Here is a 20,846-nt window from a genome sequence, read left to right as displayed (position 1 = left end):
ACATTGCGCAGATGACAACGACTCAAACTCGTCGAACACGTGCGTGCACGACAAGAAGTCCGTAATCGGCATCATCCGTGTTCGCTACCGCCTACGTCACGCTCCTACTTCAACGTTCAAAGCTGAGATACTAAGTGAAGCGTTAAATGCACGTAAAGTAGGAGCGATTATCGCCTCTCGGACCTGATTCGGTTAGAAGTAACAGGTGTTGGTTCCGAACCTCGTACTGGCGCTGGTAGAGTAACGAGAGTAGTCACTGTGCCCTCTCGAAAAAAGCGTCTCAGAGAACAGCCAACACAACGTTGAATCAGTGTTCAGTTGAATCCGTCGGCGGTAAGCGTGCGGAGTGAGTACCCGGCATTGGGACAGGGAGAAGACATTTACTAGGAACGAGAGGACGGTGACATATGGCTGTCTGGACCGGTGTGAAATACACTGTTGTGTTACTGTTGGTGGGTTCTGGCAGTCTGTGTTTCGTGGCTGCTGACAATCTCAAAAGCGATATTCCGCAAGGCGATTATAGATATGAAGTGACAGGGCTGAACGAGACGGAGGTCCCCTCCCGAATAGCGGAACAAATCGAGACAGAGACTCCCTCCCGAGTGACGGAATCGACCGAAACAAAAACTCCCTACGCCTCTGAGCCGACGTCCCAAGTCCTACAATTCAGCAACCTCTCATCGTCAACCCAGGCAATTTTTCTGACCACACTCGATAGTGGCGGCACCTATTCGACAGACACCCATGCACATGACTTCCTGCTCAACTCAGACACGAGCAGACGTAACTATGTCCGCTATCAGAACAGTACCTATCAGCTGAAAGTACATAATGTCGAAACAAGCCGGGCCGTCGATCAGCTCGTTTTTGGAATTACAGTGGTTGCTGGCGCGGGTCTGACCGGGCTCGGTGGTGGAGCCCTTCTCTGGTGGAACCGAAAATCACTCCGGAAACGTCTTGGTCGCTAACGACTCCCATTTCATGTCGGTCATTCTGCCGATACAGCGTTGTTCAGGATGACGTCGGGCTTATTTTCGGTTGCGCGTATCACGACGGGCTGCCTGTTCCGCCGTGTCTCGATCCATCCGATCGCGCTTGTCGTGTTCCCCCCGAACAAGCAGATACAGCACGAGTGGGCCCGCAAGGCCGACGATCAGGACGAACACGAGGACGAACGACTCAACCATTACCCGAGGAAGATGTCAACGATATCGCTTGTACCGCTCGTCGTATCCCGGTACAGTTCAGAGTAGCCACAGTTTAGACACGAGACGACTTTGAACGAGTTAGTCTGGATATCGAACATTTTCGACAGGCCACCGCCAGTCGTCGAGATCTCGCCAACGTCCGTCTCCGTGTGACCGCACTTCGGACAGCCGCTGTCAGTGTCGGGGACCATGGGATCGCTTGCAGTGGTACCGTATTAAATGTCAGGGTAGGTATAATATAGGTTTGAGTCTTACAGCTGATGGCTCAAACCCCGCCTGCCGTGTTACGTTGTTCGCCTGACCCTATCGGCCAGTATCCTCATCTTCGATAGCGACGGGGCTCGACGGAGGGTCTTCGTCGTCAAAGTACGAGCGGAAGACGAGTTTTGTTCCGAGGTAAGACGCTCCAACCAACGGTGCAAACCCGATAGGTCCCCAAAAGAGGAGAAACTCAAAGAGAGCCATACGCGGCGTACGGATATCCTGGTAACAGATTTTGTCAACCAATGAACCTCTCCACTGTATCGAACGATTCACTCTATGACGACTGGCGTGGTATGCGAACTGTTCTAGAACCCCCTCACCAGAGAAAACCAATCGCACATTGAGTCAGAGTGTGTCAAACGGGTCGATTACGTCGCTTGTTGAATGCGTCGCGACCAGCCCCTGTCCGTCGAAATCGGAGTGGTCACTCCAGATGGCCGCATCACTGGCGATTGCACAGGCCAGATAGAGCACATCGTCGGGATCAGGATCGCCAATTGCGTCGTCTGCCCTGTCGATAGACGGATAGAAATCGTCGGCAGAGACCACCTCGATGTACCGGAACAGCAGGTCAATGAACTATGTTACTCGGTCTGGCTCCATCCCGGATTTCTCCACGACTAGATCCTTGTAGTTCTCTATTTCGTCATGGACGAATGCGGGTGTCAAAAGATCGGGTTCGAGCGTGACGATGAGTTCACGCGTCTTCGAATCAGCGATGAGTACGGAGATGACGACGTTAGCGTCTATGACCAACGTCATTCGTTCAGTCTAAGCAGATTCCTCATCAACGTGCTTGCGCCCACTTTCGTTGATTTTGGTAGTGAGTTTATCGTAGACATCGATGTTGACGCTGTCCGGAATATGCCACTCCTCGAAGTCCGCTTCGTACCGAACATCGAGGACGACCACGCCCTCGTCGTCGGCCTGTAACCGTTCACTGAGTCGGTCGGGTTCGATCTCTGTCATCAGTGTGCAGCCATAAACAAAGTATAGGCGTATAGTCCCTACCAGACATGACCGGCACCCTTAATTTTGTTACGACGTATGATACAGTATGAGTCTCTACGAGGCCTCTTTCCGGGTCAAACACGAGTGTCCCTACCGAGAGATTTCGGAGCGTTACCCGGACCTCACAATCCGAGAGTGGTATCTGAGCGACTGCCAGGTAATCGAGCTTACTTCGCCGGAAGCGCCGACAGACGCGCTACTCGAACAGATAGATCAGTTGGGAAAGATTCTCCACGAGTCGGTCGACGAGTCGGGGCTCCACGTCGTCACACAGTCCTGTCTCTGTTCGCTGGAAGATTCGATTATCGAACGGTTCGAGGAGTACAATTGTCTGTATCAGCCGCCGACGATTCACCGCCAAGGGTGGGAACACTACACGGTCATCGCGTTCGACGAAAGTGATGTGCGGGCCCTGCTACAGGATTTAGAGGCCGACCGGGATATCGAAGTCCTCTCGAAAACGGCAATCACGGAACAACACATTCCACACAGTATGTTAGCTCCGGTCGATCAGTTATTCGAGGACGTGACCGACCGGCAGCTGGCGGCCCTTCGGCTCGCTCTCGAACGCGGGTACTACGAGCAGCCACGGAAGACATCACTCCGGGAGCTGGCCGAGCAGACTGCAGTCGCGCGCTCGACCTACGAAGAGCATCTCCGGAAAGCAGAAAACAAACTGCTGACGAATGCCGGGCAGTTCCTCCGATTGGTGACCGCAACTTCGTCAGCAGATCCGCTCCAGATTGACCAGACACAGCAAGGGAACCAGCCCGCCGATTGAACAGAGCCATAGAGCGCCTCCAAAACGCACACGCAGACGTCGCCTGGGCCGGCTGGACCGAAAGTCATGAACTGCTGATACAATTCACTCAAGACGGCAATTGGCGTATCCGGAAACGATGACGCAGAATCTCGTTTCGGTCCTATTTGGCGATGCATTTGCGGTGATGAATACGATCGGGTTGGTCGCATTTGCACTCGTGGGCTCGGCCAAAGCGGTCCGCGAAGAGTTCGACCTGTTTGGGGGTTGCAGTTGTCGGACTGGCAACGGCGTTTGTCGGTGGCCTTACGCGTGACCTCCTCGTAGATAGGGTTCCACTCGCCCTGCAGTCGCCGATCGAAATCAGCCTAGGGCTGCTCGGAGTGAGTTTGGCAGTCGTGCTCAGCGTCAGTTTAAGCGCCCCGGATAAACACTTACTCACGGTTGTCTCCGATGCCATCGGCCTCGCTGCGTTTGCCACCACGGGTGCGATCGTCGCGACCGAGGCGGGAATCTCGGCTTTCGGGGTCATCGCCATTGCGACCATCAACGCAGTCGGTGGCGGTGCGTTTGCGGATATCCTCCTAGACCGCTCTCCGTTCATCCTGTTCGATGATTTTTATGCAACCTGTGCGGTGTTGGGTGGATTCTCATACTGGGTCGTCGACAGTGTCGGCGTAATCGGCGGTGGTGCTGCGATAGTGTGTGCAACGGTGACTGTCACGGTCCGGTTAGTTGCAGTTACACACGACTGGTATATCCCAACCGTACAAAATTTACAATCCATAGAGCGCTGGTAAGGTCGTCCAGTACTGCGTTTTCATATGTCCCTCATCTGCGATTGTGAATGCGATACCCCCTGGCACAGACCACCGTCGATGGCAGACCGGATATTCAATTCTAATCCACACGGCACGACATTGATCGAAGGCAAACCCGCGATCCAGATTTGTAAACACGCAGACGCAAGACGCCGGGCTGATCGTCTTCGGGAGACAAGGGTTGACGGGAATTAGTCGGCGTCTTCCGGGTGGAGAGACCACGATTCACCGCAAGCGATGGCCGGATTAGTGGCGTAGTGTGCTTATCGGCGTCTCGACACACGGTAACGATATGACAGTTCAGATTCTCATTCCGATAGATTACTCGGAACTATCGAAAAAAGCACTGAGAACGGCCCTATCACTCCACCCAGACGCCGAGTTTACCGTCCTGCACGTCATCGACTTCCGAACGAGTGACCTCGGACCGGGAGGATGGGGCGACTCCCCCGGAGAGTTCGACGAGTGGCTGGCCGACGCACGCGAACACGCCAAGGAACTGATGGACGACGCCGAAGAACTGGCCACCGAGTACGATACCGACATCGAGACAGATATCGTCGTCGGTGAGGACGCAAGCCGCATTCTAAAGTACGTCAACGAGGGCGATTTCGACCTGATAATTATGGGGAGCCACGGCCGGTCGCTCCCGGAGCGAATCTTCCTTGGGGGCGTTTCGGAGACAGTCATCCGGCGCGCGCCGATCCCGGTAATGGTCGTCCGTTAACGACGCGACGCAACCGATACAGTCCGTGTCAACACGTTTCCCGATTCCGATAGACGTCTTCGTATGGGTACTTCAGACGCCCCAGTTTCACGACGCGAGTTCGTCAGCAGCGTCGTCGGCGCAGGAACCCTCGCGGCGACTGCAGACACAGCGTCTGCACAACCCGAGCCGACTGACACACCGGCGACTGATACCGGGACAACGACAGACGAAACGACGGACGGGGCTGACGTGACAGTCACACCTGCCGGCGAATTCGTTATCGACATGACCGACGACCTCGTGTTCGATCCCGACGACACGACCATCGCTCCAGGGACGACAGTCATCTGGGAGAACGTCGGCACCATCGGCCACTCCGTCACCGCCTACGAGGACCAGATACCCGCCGACGCCGAATACTTCGCTTCCGGTGGGTTCGACGCCGAGCAGGCCGCTCGGCAGTCATACTCCGCCGGCGACCCAGACGCCGGTGACGTCGTCGGCGGTGAGTCCTACGAACACACGTTCACCGTCGAGGGAGAGTACGAGTATTTTTGTGTTCCGCACGAAGCGACGGGGATGGTGGCTTCACTGACCGTCTCGACGGACACTGGAGGCGACGGCGACGGTGAAGACGAAGGACCGGGACCATTGCCCGGTTCTGCCGTGTTTCTCGGTGTCGTCGCACTCGCGACTATCGTCGCCGTCGTCAGCCTCTCGTGGTTCTTCCTGAAGTACGGCGGCGACTACGGTGAAAATTGATACTGTCGGTTCTACCTGTTTCAAGCTATTCGCGACGCTGGAGACACGAGAGTTGGTACGAACGTACAGCCGGCGGTATGCGTTATAAACCGCCGCCGTCGTCAGTTCCCAACCGTCAAGGGGACTCTGCCGACTTGCGACCCGGTCTTCGTTGCAAGTGACCGGAGTGGGCACCGGAACCACGGGCCGGTTAGACGAAGCAATTATTCGATAGTATCCGGTACAGAAACAAAAACATAGTATTTTTTACTATCATAGATGTCTTATTATTTAGCAGTATATTTTCCTCGGCCTTCAGACTATAACCGTGAGATATAATAGTGGGGTATCATATAAAATCCGATTATTCTCCTTTATTAGCAGAAATATTCACATATTGGATGAAAAACTGCATAATATTCTGTTCAGCCTTGCGTAGATGTTGTGATGCAGTAGTCTTCGCAATACCGAGGTCGTCTGCGATCTCCTGGAGTGTGCTTCCACGGGGGATATCGAAGTATCCCGCCTCCAGTGCCTTGTTGAGAACCCTCCGACGGCGCGGCGTTACCGTCTCGAACAGTTCGGTCCATTCGGTCACGCTTGGCGTCGTTTGCCGCTGAAACTCGGACGAGACGTACTCGATTTTGACCGGACCGAACCGTTCGAGCAATTCGACTGCTTCCGAGAGATCTTCTCTACTTGTCAATAGTAAGTCGAAGCTTTCGTTTCCATTATGTAATTCGCCGAAGCCACCGAGCGGAATAAATCCTTCGTGGAGGAGCACCTGAAGCGGCGTGTATTCGAAGTGTTGACTTCGGATGAGTAGTGTCGCAGAGAGCCGGTCGACGCCGCCAATAGAGTACTTTTCGACGATATCGATCGACTCCGTGGAGTCGTGCTCGCGGATAATCTCGATGACGTCGTCGTAGTCGGACTCGGCGACCTCCAAGGCGAGCAAACCGAAGTACCGCCGGCCGCGGAACGTAGAAGCGAGAAACTCACCGGAGACGTCGTAGTTGACGAGACTGCTGGTCCAATCGTCCTCGTACTGGACGCTTAATTTTGCAGTTAACATGAGTGTGTACACCAATATGCCCGACGTAAATTAATCATCGGGCGTCAGGTCATGTTACTGCGAAGGAATGAGCGTGGCGCGCGTCAGGTCGCGACTTTCCGACGCCTCCAGTGCGTCCTCGATATCTTCGAGGGGATACTCAGCGTCGATGAGTCGGTCGTAGGGGTACTTGTCGACGGTATTGGCGAGGAACTGGAGTGCATCGTACAGAACCCAGGGGTCGTATTCGACAGCCGTCGTGATGTCGATGGACTTGCGTGTGAGTTTTCCAGGGTCGAAGTCGACTTCGTGACCGGGTCTGACGTTCCCCATCTCCAGATAGCGGCCACCCTTCCGAAGTAGTTCGATCCCTTCGACGAACGCCTCGGGAACGCCGGCGACTTCGATACCGACATCGGCACCGACGCCGTCCGTGATGTCGTCGACGCGTTCCTTTCGGGCAGCAACGGTGTCGAGTTCGCGAAAGTCGATGGTGTGGTCGGCACCGAACGCTTCGGCCTGGTCGAGACGGTTGTCCACGCCGTCGATGACAATAGTCTCTGCACCGTATTCGTTTGCCACGACCGTCGCGTTGAGACCGAGTCCACCCGCGCCCTGGATGACGACCGTGTCGTTGTAGTCGATTCCCACTTCTTCGATGCCGAACAGGACCTGCGAGAGCGCACAGTTCGCTGCCGCAGCGACGTTCAGGTGGTCTTCGAGTTCGGAGGGAATCTTGTAGAAGTGGTTGTCCGGATAAATGTAGTAGTGTGTCCCCCAGGGTGCGTGAAAGTGCGGCCATATCTCCGGTGATTTCCCTGTGTGTTCGTAGTCGTTGTCACAGGCGTAGAACTCACCACGCCGACAGAAATCACATGATTGGCAGGTCTGGAAGTACACCGGTGCGACGAGGTCGCCTTCCGAAACGGGATTGCCCGCGCTGTCTGTGTCAACTTTCTCGCCGAGGTCGGTGATTCGACAGAGCGCTTCGTGACCGAGCACGCAGTCTTGCAGCGGGTGGTCGCCCTTCCAGACGTGCAGTTCTGATCCACAGACGTTCGACCGGACGACTTCCGTCACGACGGCTTTGGGGTCAGGATCCGGAACCTCGTATTCACGGAATTCGAGGTCTTTCGGGCCGTTCAGATAGACGAGGTGGCCCGTCTCCGTCTCTTCGTCCGCTACTGCAGATTCACTACTCATTCTGCCTCCGCTCGAACGTTTGGAACGTCCTCGGGGACTTCGTCGACGTAACCCCGGTAGTCGAGATAGGCACGGAAAGCCACGATTTCGCCGTCGTCGTTGAACTCCATCACGTCACAGAGCGGGACGCCGTTGGCCTCACGACCCACAGCAGTCTCGCCGTCGAGGTATCCCTCACAGACGACCGTATTCCCGTCCTGATGGAAGTTGGTCATGTGGTGCCCTCCGCCTGTGAAGAATTCGGAGTTGTCCTCGTAGAACTGCCGAATGTCGTCGAGACCACGGACGACGCCGGCGCGTGACGAGTGGACAACCGGGTCGTCCCCGTACAGCTCGAGGACATCGTCAGTTCCGGCATCTGCACTATCCATTAACTCAAAGTACCGTTTGGCAACTTCAACGCTCATCTACAATCACCAATGCAACCATCTCTCATACCCTTTGAGGCAAACATAGTTCCGCCTTTTTATACACCCCTTCTAACTCCGTCTGAGCGGGACAGAAAACGCGAAAAACGAACGACACCGACGATGTCGTAGCCGTCACTTAGTTCGGACTGATGTCAGCGCAGACGTTTTTGACCTGCGTGTACGCATCGACCGCAGCCAGCCCTTTCTCGCGACCGAAGCCGCTCTCTTTGAACCCGCCAAAGGGCGTCTCTTCGCCGCCCGCAAACCACTCGTTGATGTAGACCTGCCCGGCGCGCACGTCGCGGGCGAAACGGTGGGCCCGGCCCATGTTCTGCGTGTGAATTCCCGCGACGAGACCGTAGTTGACATCGTTCGCGATCCCCATCGCCTCTGCTTCGGTGCTGAACTCGATGACCGAGAGCACCGGACCGAAGATCTCCTCCTGGGCGATGCGCATGTCGTTGTCGACATCGGTGAACACCGTCGGCTCGACGAAGTAGCCGTCGCGGTCGAGTGCGTCGCCGCCGACGAGCGGCTCGCCAGCCTCCGACTTTCCGATTTCGAGGTAGTTGGTAACCTTCTCGAAGTGGCCCTCGGAGACGAGCGGTCCCATGTCCGGGTCGACCTCTCCGGAATCGATGTCCATCTCTTCGATTCTGCTGGTCAGTTCGTCGAGGAACTCCGCTTTGATATCTTCGTGGATGAGGAGGCGAGAGCCGGCCGAGCAAACCTGGCCTGCATTGGCGAAGATACCCGTCATCGTGCTATCGACAGCCGAATCGATATCCGCGTCCGGCCAGACGACGTTCGGGCTCTTGCCACCGAGTTCGAGGTGGACGTTGGTGACGTTCTCGATCGCGGATTTCCCGACTTCGATGCCGGTCGGAACCGAGCCGGTGAAACTGACGCCGTCCACGTCGGGATGCTCGGAGAGCGGTGCACCGGCTTCCGCGCCGAACCCGGGAACGACGTTGAGCACGCCGTCGGGAATGCCGACCTCTGCGGCGAGTCGGCCGATTTCGACGGCAGTGAGCGGCGTCTGTTCGGCCGGCTTGACGACGGCGGTGTTGCCCGTCGCCAACGCCGGAGCGACGCTCCGGCCGAATATGTTCGTCGGGAGATTCCACGGGATAATCTGTGCGGTCACGCCGAGTGGTTCCCGGACCGTGTAGTCGACGTACTCGTCAGTGAGCGGAATCGAGTCGCCGTGGACCTTGTCGGCCACGCCGGCGTAGTATTCGAAGTAGCGAGCACACGTTTCAACGTCGGCACGAGCGTGCGAGAGCGGTTTCCCGTTGTCACGAGTCTCCAGCAGCGCGAGACTCTCCTGCTGGTCGCGAATCTTCTCGGCAAGCGCGTTCAGCAAGCGACCGCGTTCCTGGGGCGGCATGGAACGCCAGTCGTCCAGTGCGTCGTTCGCCGCAGCGACGGCGCGGTCTACGTCCTCTTTGCGGGCGCGCGAAACTGTCGCGAACGCCTCTTCAGTCGCCGGGTTGACCGTCTCGAATCGCTCGTCAGCCTCGGCGGAGACCATTTCACCGTCGATGAAAAGATCGTACGTACTGAGGTCAGTCTGTGTCGCCATGGAGTACAGTTCGGTCTCCGTGCCGTATTGTGGTTCTGCTGAACATATTCAGGCATTCATACCGGTCGCTATCGACAGATCCCACCCTGGACATGTGTAGGTGAACGCTTAACAAAGCGGACTGTGCAAACAGGAACAAGCATGGAAATAACGGGCATCAATCAGTACCACCTGCGATACGACATGGCCGACAGCTTCAGGCCAGCGTGGAAGCCGGGGTTCGAGCAAACAGAACACGAAGTACTCCTGTTCGAACTCGAAACGGACACCGACATCTCGGGCGTGGCGACGGCCTCGGGCTTCGCCGGCCGGATGGACTATCTCGAACTCGCCGAGATGTTCCTCGTCGGCGAAGACCCACGGGAAATCGAGTCACTCGTCGAGAAGATGGACCCACTGAACCTCTGGGGTCCCCGACCGTGGCATTTCGAAGTCGCGCTGTGGGACATCGTCGGCAAAGACGCCGGCAAGCCAGTCTACGAGCTGCTCGGGGGGAGCTCCGAGCCGATTCCCGCGTACGCCTCCACCGGGGAACGGCAGGGTCCCGACGAGCGACTGGCGTACGTCGACGACCGCGTCGAGGAGGGGTTCGAGGCTGTCAAACTCCGCTGTCACGGTGACGACCCGTCGCCGGATATCGAAGTGATGCGACGCATTCGCGAGAAGTACCCCGACCTGACGCTGACGATGGACGCCAACATGGGCTGGAGCGTTCCGATGGTCGAAGTAGAGCCGTGGTCGTTCGACGATGCACTCTCGGTCGCCCGCGAGTTAGAAGAGATCGGAAACATCGGTTGGCTCGAAGAACCACTCGACCGACGCAACTACGCCGGACTCGCGCGCCTGCGCGAGAAAACCGACGTTCCCATCGCCGGCGGCGAGTTCAACAACGGCGTTCATCACTTCCGTGAGTTCATCAGCCAGGGGTCACTCGATGTCCTCCAGCCGGACGCCGTGTTAGCAACCGGAATCAGCGGCGCGAAGAAGGTCGCCGCCATGGCCGACACACACGGCCTGGAGTTTGCACCGCACACCTGGAACGACGGGCTCGGCTTCGTCGCAAATCTCCACGTGCTCGCGGCAACGAACGCAAACTGGTGTGAATACCCGCTCGACCCGCCGGGCTGGACGCCCGAATCGCGGGACTTCCTGCTCGAAGCGCCGGTGACTGCAGAAAACGGAGCGGTCTCGCCACCTGATAAACCTGGGCTGGGTGTCGAGCTAGACTGGGACCTCGTTCACGAACTGGACGAGTCCTGACATCGCTTCTCTGAGAGAAGTCGTCTTCGGAGACGGGCCCCGAAGAGATCGTCTCCGTCGACAAGTATGGGACGAACAGTGACTCACTCAGGAGTGTGGCAGCCTACTGGTTTGGCCACCGCTCGATGTAACTCATTTTGTCGGTGTAGAAGTTAATCATGTCCTGACCCTGTGCGTGCAGGTCGCCGAAGAAGGAGTCTTTCCGGCCGCCGAAGGAGAAAAACGCCATCGGCGCGGCAGTACCGAGATTGACGCCGAGATTCCCGGCTTCGACCTCGTGTTTGAAGCGGTTGGCCTTGTGGCCGCTGTCGGTGAAGAGACTCGCCGCGTTGCCGAACTCGCTCTGGTTGACGATGTCGACAGCCTCGTCGAAGTCCTCGGCGCGAGTTAGGCCCATGATGGGGCCGAAGTGTTCCTCGCGCGCGATGGTCATATCCGGAGTGACCTCGCCGAACAGCGTCGGACCGATGAAGGTCCCGTCGTAGTCGTCGACAGTGACGTTGCGACCGTCGACGAGCAACTCTGCACCCTCTTCGACGCCGGATTCGATGTAGCTACGGACCGTTTCGAGATGGTCGTCGCTGATGATTGCACCGATATCGACGCCGTCGTCGAGACCGTAGCCGACGGTCTGTTCGCGTGTCTTCTCTGCCAGTGCCTCGGCGAATTCGTCGTAAACCGACTCTTCGACGACCATGACGTCGTTCGAGAGGCAGCGCTCGCCGGCACAGGCACACGCGGAGGAGACGGTCTTCTCTGCGGCGTAGTCGATATCCGCGCTTTCGGTGACGATGATGTGGTTTTTCGCGCCGCCCTGTGCCTGGACACGCTTGCCGTTGGCCGCTGCAGTCTCGTAGATGTGACGGGCAATCGGGGTGCTTCCCACGAAGGAAATACCCTCGATGCCGTCGTGTTCGAGCATCGCGTTGACCGTGTCGGGCCCACCGTGAACGAGCTGGACGACGCCGTCGGGGAAGCCAGCCTGGTCGACCAGCTCGAAGATACGCTGGGTGATGAGGGGGTCTTGCTCGCTCGGCTTGAGAATGAAGCTGTTGCCGGTCGCGACGGCGTGTGGCAGGAACCACAGCGAAATCATCGCCGGGAAATTAAACGGCGTAATCCCGACGAAGGTCCCGAGCGGTTCCCTGACTGCCGTCTCGTCTATCTCCGGTGCCGCGTTCGGGAGATTCCCCGCCTGCATCATGCTCGGGATGCCACAGGCGACTTCGACGTTCTGAATCCCTCGCCGAATCTCGCCGCGTGCCTCCGCCAGCGTCTTGCCGTGCTCGGTGACGAGTAACTCTGCCATCTCGTCGATGTTCTCGTCGAGCAGTTCTTTCAGTCGAAAGAGCGGCTGGATGCGGTCCTCGACGGCAGTGTGACGCCACTCCTCGAAGGCATCGTTACCCGCCGCGACTGCTTCATCGAGATCGTCGTCGTCGCTGAACGGAAGATAGGCGAGTTCCTCACCGGTCGCCGGGTTCTCGACAGGTTGTCCATCTGCACTCGACGGTGTGTGCCACGACCCGTCGACGTAGTTCTGTACCTCGCGGTCGTCGCTCAGCGTTTCAGGTCTCACGTGTAGTCGGAACGACCGTACCACACCATATAAATTTTTGGTTATTGCCCGATTATTTTTGTTTTATGGTTATTATCTGTCCAACTTTAGCACATTTATTGGTTTTTATGTGGACAGTATCCACTCACGCCGGGGCACAACTCCCGCGAAGTCCGGTGACTTCGGGGATGGAGGTGATCAGGACTGGTTGATGTCGGTATCGAGCGGGTCGCTCATCTCGTCGTCACTGAGGTGGCAACTGATGCAGTGGTCGCCGCCAGTGTCTTCGAGTTCAGGGTCGTCAGTCTCGCAGACGTCGCCGATTTTCTGTGGACAGCGAGTGTGGAACGAACAGCCACTCGGCGGATTCCGCGCGTTCGGAACGTCTCCCTCCAGTCTGATGCGATTCTTTTCGTCGTGCGGGTCGAGCGTCGGGATGCTCGACAGGAGCGCTCGCGTGTAGGGGTGGTACGGCGGCTCGAATATCTGCTCGGTCGAGCCCGTCTCGATGATTTCACCCAGGTACATCACGGCGACGCGGTCACAGATCGCCTCGATGACGCTCAGGTCGTGGCTGATGAGCAGATACGAGGTTCCGTATTCCTCACAGAGGTCTTCGAGCAGGTTGAGGATACTCGCCTGAACACTCACGTCCAGTGACGAGACAGGCTCGTCGAGGACGATGAGCGACGGATCGGCCGCGAAGGCGCGAGCGATTGCGATGCGCTGTTGTTGTCCGCCAGAGAGTTCGTGTGGTTTCTTGTCGATGATGTCGCTGCCGAGATTGACCTGGGTCAACAACTCCACAGCTCTGGTGCGTCGTTCGTCGGCAGGTTTGTCGGTGAACAGCTTCAGCGGCCGTTCGAGAATCTCTCTCACCGTCCGGTTGGGGTTCAGACTCGACTCGGGATCTTGGAAGATAATCTGGCACTCCGACTGGAACTCGTTGAGTTCCTGTTTCGACATCGCGTCGATATCGATCCCGTCGTACGCGATGCTTCCGTTGGTAACTTCGTGGAGTTTCAGCAGTGTTCGTCCGAGCGTACTCTTCCCACAACCGCTCTCGCCGACGAGACCCACGGCTTCTGATTCGTGGATGTCCAACGTGACGTCCTGGACGGCTTTGACCGGTTGGTGGTCACCGATGAGATTCTTGATGAAGCCACCCTCGTCGTAGTACTTGCTCAGGTTGTCGATAGTGAGTATCGGCTCTCCGGCAGAGCGCTGTGATGCCGTTTTTTCAGGCACCTCGATAGGATTGTCGAGTACGTCTTCCCAGTGGAGACACCGCGACCCATGGCCGCGGTCACTGTCGACGGTCTCCATGCTAATCTCGCCCGAGCGACACTCCTCGGTGGCGAACTCACACCGGTCGGCGAAGATACAGCCGTCCGGAATCTGGTCAAGTTCCGGAATCCGTCCCGGAATGGGTTTGACTTCTTTGTTCGCGGCGATCTCCGGAGTCGTCGCCAGAAGTGCCTGCGTGTACGGATTGGCCGGTTCGGTGAACACGTCGTCGACCGGTCCTTTTTCGAGCATTTCGCCGGCGTAGAGAATGTTCACCCGGTCAGCGATCTCGGAGATGACACCGAGGTTGTGCGTGATGAGCAAGATTCCCGCATCGTACTCCGCTTTGAGGTCTTCGACGAGGTCGAGGAACTTCGCCTGGGTCGTCACGTCCAGCCCAGTTGTCGGCTCGTCGAGGATGAGCAGGTCGGGGTTACAGGAGAGGCCGATAGCCAGCAGCGCTCGCTGTTGTTGGCCGCCGGAGAGTTCGTGCGGATAGCGCTCGGCTATCGACTCGGGATCCGGGAGGTTGACCTGGTCCAGCACCTCGTGAACGCGCTCGGTGGTTTCGCTCTTGCTCTGGGTATCCTGGTGGAGTTCGATCGTCTCGCGGACCTGCGCGCCGATGGTCATACTGGGATTCAGCGACCGTCCGGGGTTCTGTGCGACGTGAGCGATGCGGTTCCCCCGTATCGAACGGAGGTCGCTTTTCGAGGCCGAGAGCAAGTCTTCGCCCTCGAAGGTGATCGACCCGTCGTCGACCCACCCGTTGGAGTCGAGATATCGCACGATCGCAAGAGCGAGCGTGCTTTTTCCGCTCCCGCTCTCGCCGGCCAAGCCGACGGTCTCGCCTTTCTGAACGTCCAGCGAGACGTCGCGGAGCGCGTGGATATTTCCGTTTGCAACCTCGAATTTGACGTCGAGGGAGTCGACACTCAACAGGGGTTCCTGTTCACTTCGCTGGGTCTGTTTTTGCGTGCTCATTCGTGATCACCCGTTTCACGCGGGTCGAGAACGTCCCGCAGGCCGTCGCCGATGAGGTTCGTTGCCATCACCGTAAGCAACAGTGCGAGACTGGGCCAGATGAGGAACCACGGCGTCTGGTAGATGTGCTCTCGTGCCGTCGAGATCATGAATCCCCAGTCGGGGTTCGGCGGTCCCGTTCCGAGTCCGAGGAACGACAGGGAGGTTCCGATCATGATTGCGTAGCCGACGCGGACGGACCCCTCGACGACGATGGGTCCGGTGACGTTTGGCAGAATCTCGCGAAAGAGGATGTACGGACGCGACTCACCGCGAGCCTTCGCGGCCATCACGTACTCCTCTTCGCTGACCGACAGCGTCGCAGAGCGCGTCACTCGAGCGATTCGCGGTGCGTAGACGACACCGATAGCCATCACGACGTTGAGGATGTTCGACGGAAGGACAACGAGGATGAGCAGGCCAAGCAGCAGCGTCGGCACGCTCATAATGATGTCCATGATACGCATCAGCACCTCGTCGACGCGGCCCTTGGCGTAGCCGGCGGTCAGCCCGACCGGCACACCGAGGACGAGCGCCAGCGCAGTGGCCCCAAAGCCCAGCAGGAGGCTGGTTCGCCCACCGAGGATGATACGCGAGAGCAAATCACGCCCAAGATGGTCGGTTCCAAGAATGAACTTCCCGCCCGGTCCGGCATATCGGTCGACAACGTGTGTCGCCGTCGGGTCGTAGGGTGCAATTGTCTCGCCGAGGATGGCGACCAGTATAATCGGGAGCAACAGCGACAGTCCAATGAGGATACGCCGATTGCCCAGGAGTTTCCAGACTATCGGGGGAACGCTGACGCCGCCTGATTCGTTCTGTGTTGTGTTGTCTGTCGCCATTTATTCTTCACCCAGGCTGATGCGCGGGTCGAGCATGGTGTAGATGATGTCTGCTGCGAAGTTCGCGAAGATGAACGCGATGGTCGGCACCAGGATTCCCGCCTGGATGACCGGCAGGTCCCGATTGTCGATTGCCTGCACGATGAGTTCACCCATGCCCGGGAACGCGAATATCTGTTCGATGATGACGACACTCCCCATCATCCATCCGAAGTTGAGTGCCAGGACGGTCACAGTGGGCAACAGCCCGTTGCGAAGACCGTGCTTGAACAGGACGTTTCGCTCTGCGACGCCCTTGAGTCGCGCCGTTCGGATGTAGTCGGACTCCAGCGTATCCACCATCGACGACCGCGTCTGTCGCAACACGTACGCGAGGATGATAGTATTCATCGCTAACGCCGGTAAGAGGAGGTGGTGAAGCCACGGGACCACCCCCTCACTCAGTGGAACGAATCCACCCTTGGGAAACAGCGCCAGCGGGGGTGTCGTCAGAAACAACAACAGCAGGGTAGCACTGACGAACGACGGGATACTCAGACCGATGTACGACCCACTCGTGGTTATATGGTCGAAGATAGTATCGCGCTTTGCCGCCGCCAGAATCCCCAGCGGAATGGCCGTGACGATAGAGATCAGTGACGCGACGGCCGCGAGCTGGAGCGTTCGGAGCAACCGCGGCCAGAGCATTTCCATCACCGGCTGCCCCGAGATGAGGCTCTCTCCGAAGTCACCGGTGAAGACGCCAGCGACGAAATCGACGTACTGAACCGTCAGCGGTCGATCAAGGCCGAGATCTTCGTTGACCTGCTGTATCGCCTCCTCGGTTGCCTCTGTTCCGAGAACGATATTGGCTGCGCTACCGGGAAGCAGGGTCGTCACCCCGAAGACGACCGACGCAACGATGAACACTGAGAGCAGCGCAATCGCCGTTCGTTTCACCAGATAGAGATAGTTCATATCCTTTCCCTCGTAGAGTAGTTACTTATCGACTGCGCATCGACTGACGAAGTCTTTGATGTACGTCGGGTAGAGGTTGTAATTTTTCACGTAGTCCTGATAGCCACCGTAAATCTGCGGATGGAACGTCCCGACCCAGGCTCCTTCTCGATGATTGATCTCCTGGCACTCCTTCAGCGCTTCTGCTATCGTTTCCTCGTCAGTGGCAGACATCGCCCGCTGAAAGGCCTCATCATAGTTATCGTTACTCCAACGGGCCTCGTTCCACTCTCCTTCCGAGCGCAAAGCCAGTTGTGGAACAGTGCTGCTAAGCACGCGCGTAGAGTAGTTTCCGACATACCAGACATCATCCTGGTTCCAGTAATCAGCTAACCACGTTTCCTCAGTCAGCCGGTTGATCTCGAACTCGATGCCGATTTCCTGCATTTGCTGCTGGAACAATTGGGCGATGACCTCTTTTGCTGGAACGCCATCATCGTAATGGAACTCTTTCATTTCGATACCATCACTGTAGCCGGCCTCGTCCAGCAGTTGCTGGGCCATCTCTGTATCCGCTGTTGTACCAAAGGTATCGCCCACATCTAGTTCTTCATCGTAGTATGTGTGAACTGGCGTAATACCGGAGTGGTGCCCCAGAACCCCGTCAGGGGTCACTGCCTCAAGGATTTGCTCACGGTCGAGCGCGTACTTGATCGCTTTGCGAACCTTGGGGTCGTCAAGCGGCTCGACAGTCGTGTTGAGGACAATCGGGTACTGGAGCCCGGATGTCTGCTTGACCAGTTGGGCGTTACCCTGGACGCGGTCGGCGACGTTCCGAGTTAGTCGACTTACTGCATCGACATCTCCATCTGAAAGTGAATTGGCCCGCTGGATCTCATCTGAGAGAATGTTCCACTCAATCTCGTCAACATATGGGAGTGGATTACCATTGACGCCATCGATGTGATAATCCGATGCAGCAGTAAACGTAATGTTGTTTTGCTGGTTCCACTCGGTTAGTTCGAGCGGCCCGCTTCCGTAGTCCGTATCTTCGAGTTGTGAGGGATCATCGTCCAGAATCGATTTCGGGACGATATGGAAAGCCCCGCCAGTCTCAGAGATTCGTTTCGTGAAATTGTAATCCGGTTCTTCGAGCCGTATTTCGACCGTCGTCTCATCGATTACTTCGACTTCGTCCACGCCGCTAATACTGGAGGCTGATCCTGCGAACTCGTCTGAAGTCAGGTACTCGTAGGTTGCCTTCACGTCTTCCGCAGTGACGGTTTCACCATCCATGTTTGAGTACGTCGCATCCTCAACGAGCATGAATGTGAATTCAGTATAATCATCGTTGATTTCCCAGTCTTTCGCAAGGTTTGGTTGAACCTCGAATTCCTGATCAACGCGCGTCAATCTGTCGTACATCATTTCTGCGACGAGGTAATCAGCAAGGAAACCCTGGAATGGCTCCATGGTTTCAATACCCTGCTTGGCACCAATGGTAAATTTACCACCTGTCGGAAGCGAGTCGTAGTCTTGCACTACGTCGTCGTTGTCCTGAATCGTGGTGTCGTCACCCGAATCGCCGCCGCCCAGACCGAGACACCCAGAGAGGCCAGCCACACCGAGTGCACCGAGCGTCGCGCCAGCTTTGAGGATCGAGCGCCTGTCCGTCCCTATCGTCGTGTTAGAGTCTACCGATGGCATACGATAATCACCCATGGAATCAGGTGTAATAAAACCTTTGGTGAATATAGTCCCATTATTAAATACCAAGTTTATGTTCGACAGTGGCTCACTCATCAAGCGGGCAATCGATAACGGCTGAAGCCGCTGAGAATGGTACAACGAGAGTGCAGAGGGTACTGTTCGAGTGAGGGAGTGATGATAGATACCATATAGCTTCCGCAGATATCCCGGGAAAGTTTAATACGTGACCCTGTGGTCGTCACACACGATGCGAACTGCAGCAGTTCTCTCAGAGTACGATGAACCGCTCGAGGTGACAGAACTCGATTCCGTGACTCCGAGCGCGAACGGAATCGTCGTCGAAACCGACGCCTGTGGAATCTGTCGCAGTGACTGGCACGCCTGGAAGGGACACTGGCCGTCAGTTCCCACGGACAACCACATTCTCGGCCACGAACCGGCTGGCACGGTCACGTCGGTGGGCGACGATGTCGAGGAGTTCTCAGTTGGCGACGAGGTCGGGATCCCATTCAACGTCGCTTGCGGCCACTGTGACAACTGCTGGTCGGGTGACTCACATCTCTGTTCCGATGGACTCAGTCTCGGATTCACCGGTGAGCTGCCCGGCGCGTTCGCCTCCGAATTCGCGATTCCACACGCGGACTTCAATGCGGTCCACCTTCCGGACGGAATGACCGCTGTCGAGATGGCAGGGCTCGGCTGTCGGTTCGCCACCGCGTTCCACGGGCTCGCACACAAGGCTGACGTGCACGCGGGTGACTGGTTAGCCGTTCACGGCTGTGGCGGGATCGGCCTCTCGGCGGTCAACATCGGAGCCGCACTCGGTGCGAACGTCGTCGCCGTCGACCTCGACGAAGACGCACTCGACCTGGCAGCGCAGGTCGGTGCGACGGCCACGGTCACCGCCGGCGAGACAGATGTCCCGAAAGCAGTGAGCGACATTACGAACGGCGGGGCCGACATCTCCGTCGATGCGCTCGGTATCGCCGAGACGTGCCGCAACTCCATCGATTGCCTCGCACCGCAGGGCCAGCACGTTCAGGTCGGAATGACGACCGACGACGAGGACGGCGAGATCCCGCTCCCCGTCGACAACATGGTGGGCTCGGAACTGGAGTTCGTCGGCGTGAAGGGAATGCCCCCGAGTCGCTACCCGGAGCTGTTCCGGATGATCGCGGGCGACAAGCTCACGCCCGCAGAACTCGTCACGAGCGAAGTCAGCCTGGGAGACGTCTCCGACCGACTCGCGTCGATGGACGATTACGACACGCTCGGGATGGAAGTCGTCACGGAATTCTAATCGAGTTACGCTGTTTCGTCGGCCAGTTCGTGGACCAGATCCCAATCGAGTTCGATACCGAGTCCCGGCTCCGTCGGCGGTGCGACTGCGCCGTCCGCTGCGGTGAGCGGCTCTTCGAGCAGGAAATCTCGCGTCTGAAGCGACCATCCCGGCGGTTCTATCGGGTACTCACACCAGCTGGGGTTCGTACAGGCGAGCACCTGGACGTTCGCGGCGAAGCCGATACCGTCGTTCCAGGTGTGGGGAGCAAACTGCAAGCCGTGCATGTCCGCGAGCCCGGCGATGAGTTTCGTCTTGAGAATGCCGGCACTGAGCATCACGTCGGGCTGGAGGACGTCGAGTGCATCGCGGTCGACGAACTCGCGGAAATGGTGGACGCCGTTGTTGAACTCGCCACCGGCGAGGGGGATGTCGGTCTGCTGCCGCAGACGCGCGAGCGCGTCGTAGTTCAACTGGTCGAACGGCTCTTCGAGCCAGCCGATATTGCCGATCGCTTCTAACTCGCGGGCGACCGAGAGCGCGTCGTCGAACGTCCAGGTACCGCCACCGGGATGGGAGACGCTCCAGCCCATGTTCAGATCGACCATCAGCGTCAGGTCGGGGTACTCCTCTCTGACCGCGCGGGCCACCTCGAGGTCGTCTTCCATGTCGTCCGAGTGGAAGCGAAGTTTGACAGCCTCGAATCCCTCCTCGACGCGGTCGTCGACGTACGCCAGGCGCTCTTCGGGAGGGCGAAGTTCGCCACTCGATGCGTAGGCCGGAATCGGGTCACTGTCGCCGCCGAGCAGTTCGTGAATCGGTTTGCCGACTTCCTTGCCCTTGATGTCCCAGAAGGCGATTTCGAAGTGCCAGGGTCGCGGTCCGTAGGAGTTCAGCGAAGCCAGGTCATCCAGTCGCTGCTCGATATGTCTGGGGTCTTTCCCAACCAGGTACTCCCGGGCGAGGTCGAGCGAGTCGGCACGCGAAGCGTCGCCGGTGACGGACGTAATGCCGCTGATACCCGCGTCGGTCTCGATTTCGTACAGTTGTACCTTGTGAACGTGTTGCTCGAAACCCGGATACCACGACGGTTCGAACGGCGCGTCCATCTCGTAGTCGATGTGGTACGAATTGATATCTGTAATCTCCATCCTATCAGTTGGTGCTTCCAACAAATCGGACTCA

At 57.7% G+C, this 20,846-nt stretch carries 19 protein-coding genes and 2 pseudogenes; 7 read left to right on the top strand and 14 right to left on the bottom strand.

The window, feature by feature from the left end; genetic code table 11:
- The first annotated feature begins 407 nt into the window (after positions 1 to 407).
- Positions 408 to 968 carry a DUF7979 domain-containing protein gene (locus WDJ60_RS16705; RefSeq protein WP_340101835.1) on the top strand — a complete coding sequence of 187 codons (561 nt, stop codon included), beginning with the start codon at positions 408 to 410 and terminating at the stop codon, positions 966 to 968.
- Positions 969 to 1,028: 60 nt separating this feature from the next.
- Here WDJ60_RS16705 and WDJ60_RS16700 read toward each other — a convergent pair whose 3' ends face one another.
- The 4 genes and pseudogenes from WDJ60_RS16700 to WDJ60_RS16685 all read right to left on the bottom strand — a co-directional run bounded on the left by WDJ60_RS16700 (position 1,029) and on the right by WDJ60_RS16685 (position 2,441).
- Entirely contained in the window at positions 1,029 to 1,187 is a 159-nt protein-coding gene (locus tag WDJ60_RS16700) for a DUF8143 family protein (protein WP_340101834.1), read from the bottom strand.
- The gene (locus tag WDJ60_RS16695; protein ID WP_302082711.1) at positions 1,187 to 1,399 is read right to left on the bottom strand and encodes a zinc ribbon domain-containing protein; all 213 of its coding nucleotides are present in this window, start codon (positions 1,397 to 1,399) and stop codon (positions 1,187 to 1,189) included. Before WDJ60_RS16695 ends, WDJ60_RS16700 begins: the two co-directional genes overlap by 1 nt.
- Positions 1,400 to 1,817: 418 nt before the next feature.
- Positions 1,818 to 2,234: pseudogene (locus WDJ60_RS16690) on the bottom strand (PIN domain-containing protein).
- Positions 2,235 to 2,243: 9 nt separating this feature from the next.
- Complete coding sequence (locus WDJ60_RS16685) at positions 2,244 to 2,441, bottom strand: rhodanese-like domain-containing protein (RefSeq protein WP_340101833.1); 198 nt, start codon at positions 2,439 to 2,441, stop codon at positions 2,244 to 2,246.
- A gap of 88 nt (positions 2,442 to 2,529) precedes the next feature.
- On the opposite strand from WDJ60_RS16685, the gene WDJ60_RS16680 reads away from it, so the two are divergent.
- The 4 genes and pseudogenes from WDJ60_RS16680 (at position 2,530) to WDJ60_RS16665 (ending at position 5,535) form a co-directional block, all read left to right on the top strand.
- Positions 2,530 to 3,264, top strand: coding sequence for a helix-turn-helix domain-containing protein (locus WDJ60_RS16680; RefSeq protein WP_340101832.1), 735 nt, complete (start codon positions 2,530 to 2,532; stop codon positions 3,262 to 3,264).
- A 118-nt stretch (positions 3,265 to 3,382) separates the two neighbouring features.
- Positions 3,383 to 4,043 (top strand): annotated as a pseudogene (locus tag WDJ60_RS16675) (trimeric intracellular cation channel family protein).
- 313 nt (positions 4,044 to 4,356) lie between these two features.
- Positions 4,357 to 4,791, top strand: coding sequence for a universal stress protein (locus tag WDJ60_RS16670; protein WP_340101831.1), 435 nt, complete (start codon positions 4,357 to 4,359; stop codon positions 4,789 to 4,791).
- A gap of 63 nt (positions 4,792 to 4,854) precedes the next feature.
- A complete protein-coding gene (locus WDJ60_RS16665; protein WP_340101830.1) occupies positions 4,855 to 5,535 on the top strand; it encodes a plastocyanin/azurin family copper-binding protein in 681 nt (226 codons plus the stop codon).
- A gap of 343 nt (positions 5,536 to 5,878) precedes the next feature.
- Here the strand turns inward: WDJ60_RS16665 and WDJ60_RS16660 are convergent, their stop codons facing one another.
- The 4 genes from WDJ60_RS16660 to WDJ60_RS16645 form a co-directional block, all read right to left on the bottom strand.
- Positions 5,879 to 6,589, bottom strand: coding sequence for a helix-turn-helix domain-containing protein (locus WDJ60_RS16660; protein WP_340101829.1), 711 nt, complete (start codon positions 6,587 to 6,589; stop codon positions 5,879 to 5,881).
- Between the two features lie 54 nt (positions 6,590 to 6,643).
- Positions 6,644 to 7,771, bottom strand: a complete 1,128-nt coding sequence (locus tag WDJ60_RS16655) for a zinc-binding dehydrogenase (protein ID WP_340101828.1) — start codon at positions 7,769 to 7,771, stop codon at positions 6,644 to 6,646.
- The gene (locus tag WDJ60_RS16650) at positions 7,768 to 8,178 is read right to left on the bottom strand and encodes a nuclear transport factor 2 family protein (protein WP_340101827.1); all 411 of its coding nucleotides are present in this window, start codon (positions 8,176 to 8,178) and stop codon (positions 7,768 to 7,770) included. Before WDJ60_RS16650 ends, WDJ60_RS16655 begins: the two co-directional genes overlap by 4 nt.
- A 139-nt stretch (positions 8,179 to 8,317) precedes the next feature.
- Positions 8,318 to 9,766 (bottom strand): aldehyde dehydrogenase family protein, encoded by a 1,449-nt coding sequence (locus WDJ60_RS16645; RefSeq protein ID WP_340101826.1) that lies wholly within the window; start codon positions 9,764 to 9,766, stop codon positions 8,318 to 8,320.
- Between the two features lie 141 nt (positions 9,767 to 9,907).
- Between WDJ60_RS16645 and WDJ60_RS16640 the strand changes: the two genes are divergently transcribed.
- On the top strand, positions 9,908 to 11,026 hold the full coding sequence (locus WDJ60_RS16640) for a mandelate racemase/muconate lactonizing enzyme family protein (RefSeq protein ID WP_340101825.1): 1,119 nt from the start codon (positions 9,908 to 9,910) through the stop codon (positions 11,024 to 11,026).
- Between the two features lie 103 nt (positions 11,027 to 11,129).
- Here WDJ60_RS16640 and WDJ60_RS16635 read toward each other — a convergent pair whose 3' ends face one another.
- The 5 genes from WDJ60_RS16635 to WDJ60_RS16615 form a co-directional block, all read right to left on the bottom strand.
- Positions 11,130 to 12,605 carry a CoA-acylating methylmalonate-semialdehyde dehydrogenase gene (locus WDJ60_RS16635; RefSeq protein WP_340101824.1) on the bottom strand — a complete coding sequence of 492 codons (1,476 nt, stop codon included), beginning with the start codon at positions 12,603 to 12,605 and terminating at the stop codon, positions 11,130 to 11,132.
- A gap of 177 nt (positions 12,606 to 12,782) precedes the next feature.
- Positions 12,783 to 14,855: an ABC transporter ATP-binding protein gene (locus WDJ60_RS16630; protein ID WP_340101823.1), complete on the bottom strand. Its 2,073-nt coding sequence runs from the start codon at positions 14,853 to 14,855 to the stop codon at positions 12,783 to 12,785.
- Positions 14,852 to 15,736 (bottom strand): ABC transporter permease, encoded by an 885-nt coding sequence (locus WDJ60_RS16625; RefSeq protein ID WP_340101822.1) that lies wholly within the window; start codon positions 15,734 to 15,736, stop codon positions 14,852 to 14,854. The genes WDJ60_RS16630 and WDJ60_RS16625 overlap by 4 nt, the downstream gene beginning before the upstream one ends.
- The gene (locus tag WDJ60_RS16620; protein WP_340101821.1) at positions 15,737 to 16,693 is read right to left on the bottom strand and encodes an ABC transporter permease; all 957 of its coding nucleotides are present in this window, start codon (positions 16,691 to 16,693) and stop codon (positions 15,737 to 15,739) included.
- Positions 16,694 to 16,714: 21 nt separating this feature from the next.
- Positions 16,715 to 18,379: an ABC transporter substrate-binding protein gene (locus tag WDJ60_RS16615; protein ID WP_340101820.1), complete on the bottom strand. Its 1,665-nt coding sequence runs from the start codon at positions 18,377 to 18,379 to the stop codon at positions 16,715 to 16,717.
- Between the two features lie 250 nt (positions 18,380 to 18,629).
- On the opposite strand from WDJ60_RS16615, the gene WDJ60_RS16610 reads away from it, so the two are divergent.
- The gene (locus tag WDJ60_RS16610) at positions 18,630 to 19,682 is read left to right on the top strand and encodes a zinc-dependent alcohol dehydrogenase family protein (RefSeq protein WP_340101819.1); all 1,053 of its coding nucleotides are present in this window, start codon (positions 18,630 to 18,632) and stop codon (positions 19,680 to 19,682) included.
- Positions 19,683 to 19,687: 5 nt separating this feature from the next.
- Here WDJ60_RS16610 and WDJ60_RS16605 read toward each other — a convergent pair whose 3' ends face one another.
- Complete coding sequence (locus tag WDJ60_RS16605; RefSeq protein ID WP_340101818.1) at positions 19,688 to 20,812, bottom strand: mandelate racemase/muconate lactonizing enzyme family protein; 1,125 nt, start codon at positions 20,810 to 20,812, stop codon at positions 19,688 to 19,690.
- Positions 20,813 to 20,846: the final 34 nt, after the last annotated feature.

This window comes from Salinibaculum salinum (assembly GCF_037645885.1).
GTDB lineage: Archaea > Halobacteriota > Halobacteria > Halobacteriales > Haloarculaceae > Salinibaculum > Salinibaculum salinum.
The sequence above is the reverse complement of the archived record's forward strand: the minus strand, read 5'-3'. Positions and strand labels throughout refer to the sequence as shown.

Coding starts and splice junctions, on each gene's coding strand:
- WDJ60_RS16705 (WP_340101835.1), top strand. CDS start 408: ATGGCTGTCTGGACCGGTGTGAAATACACTGTTGTGTTACTGTTGGTG.
- WDJ60_RS16700 (WP_340101834.1), bottom strand. CDS start 1,187: ATGGTTGAGTCGTTCGTCCTCGTGTTCGTCCTGATCGTCGGCCTTGCG.
- WDJ60_RS16695 (WP_302082711.1), bottom strand. CDS start 1,399: ATGGTCCCCGACACTGACAGCGGCTGTCCGAAGTGCGGTCACACGGAG.
- WDJ60_RS16685 (WP_340101833.1), bottom strand. CDS start 2,441: ATGACAGAGATCGAACCCGACCGACTCAGTGAACGGTTACAGGCCGAC.
- WDJ60_RS16680 (WP_340101832.1), top strand. CDS start 2,530: ATGAGTCTCTACGAGGCCTCTTTCCGGGTCAAACACGAGTGTCCCTAC.
- WDJ60_RS16670 (WP_340101831.1), top strand. CDS start 4,357: ATGACAGTTCAGATTCTCATTCCGATAGATTACTCGGAACTATCGAAA.
- WDJ60_RS16665 (WP_340101830.1), top strand. CDS start 4,855: ATGGGTACTTCAGACGCCCCAGTTTCACGACGCGAGTTCGTCAGCAGC.
- WDJ60_RS16660 (WP_340101829.1), bottom strand. CDS start 6,589: ATGTTAACTGCAAAATTAAGCGTCCAGTACGAGGACGATTGGACCAGC.
- WDJ60_RS16655 (WP_340101828.1), bottom strand. CDS start 7,771: ATGAGTAGTGAATCTGCAGTAGCGGACGAAGAGACGGAGACGGGCCAC.
- WDJ60_RS16650 (WP_340101827.1), bottom strand. CDS start 8,178: ATGAGCGTTGAAGTTGCCAAACGGTACTTTGAGTTAATGGATAGTGCA.
- WDJ60_RS16645 (WP_340101826.1), bottom strand. CDS start 9,766: ATGGCGACACAGACTGACCTCAGTACGTACGATCTTTTCATCGACGGT.
- WDJ60_RS16640 (WP_340101825.1), top strand. CDS start 9,908: ATGGAAATAACGGGCATCAATCAGTACCACCTGCGATACGACATGGCC.
- WDJ60_RS16630 (WP_340101823.1), bottom strand. CDS start 14,855: ATGAGCACGCAAAAACAGACCCAGCGAAGTGAACAGGAACCCCTGTTG.
- WDJ60_RS16625 (WP_340101822.1), bottom strand. CDS start 15,736: ATGGCGACAGACAACACAACACAGAACGAATCAGGCGGCGTCAGCGTT.
- WDJ60_RS16620 (WP_340101821.1), bottom strand. CDS start 16,693: ATGAACTATCTCTATCTGGTGAAACGAACGGCGATTGCGCTGCTCTCA.
- WDJ60_RS16615 (WP_340101820.1), bottom strand. CDS start 18,379: ATGCCATCGGTAGACTCTAACACGACGATAGGGACGGACAGGCGCTCG.
- WDJ60_RS16610 (WP_340101819.1), top strand. CDS start 18,630: ATGCGAACTGCAGCAGTTCTCTCAGAGTACGATGAACCGCTCGAGGTG.
- WDJ60_RS16605 (WP_340101818.1), bottom strand. CDS start 20,812: ATGGAGATTACAGATATCAATTCGTACCACATCGACTACGAGATGGAC.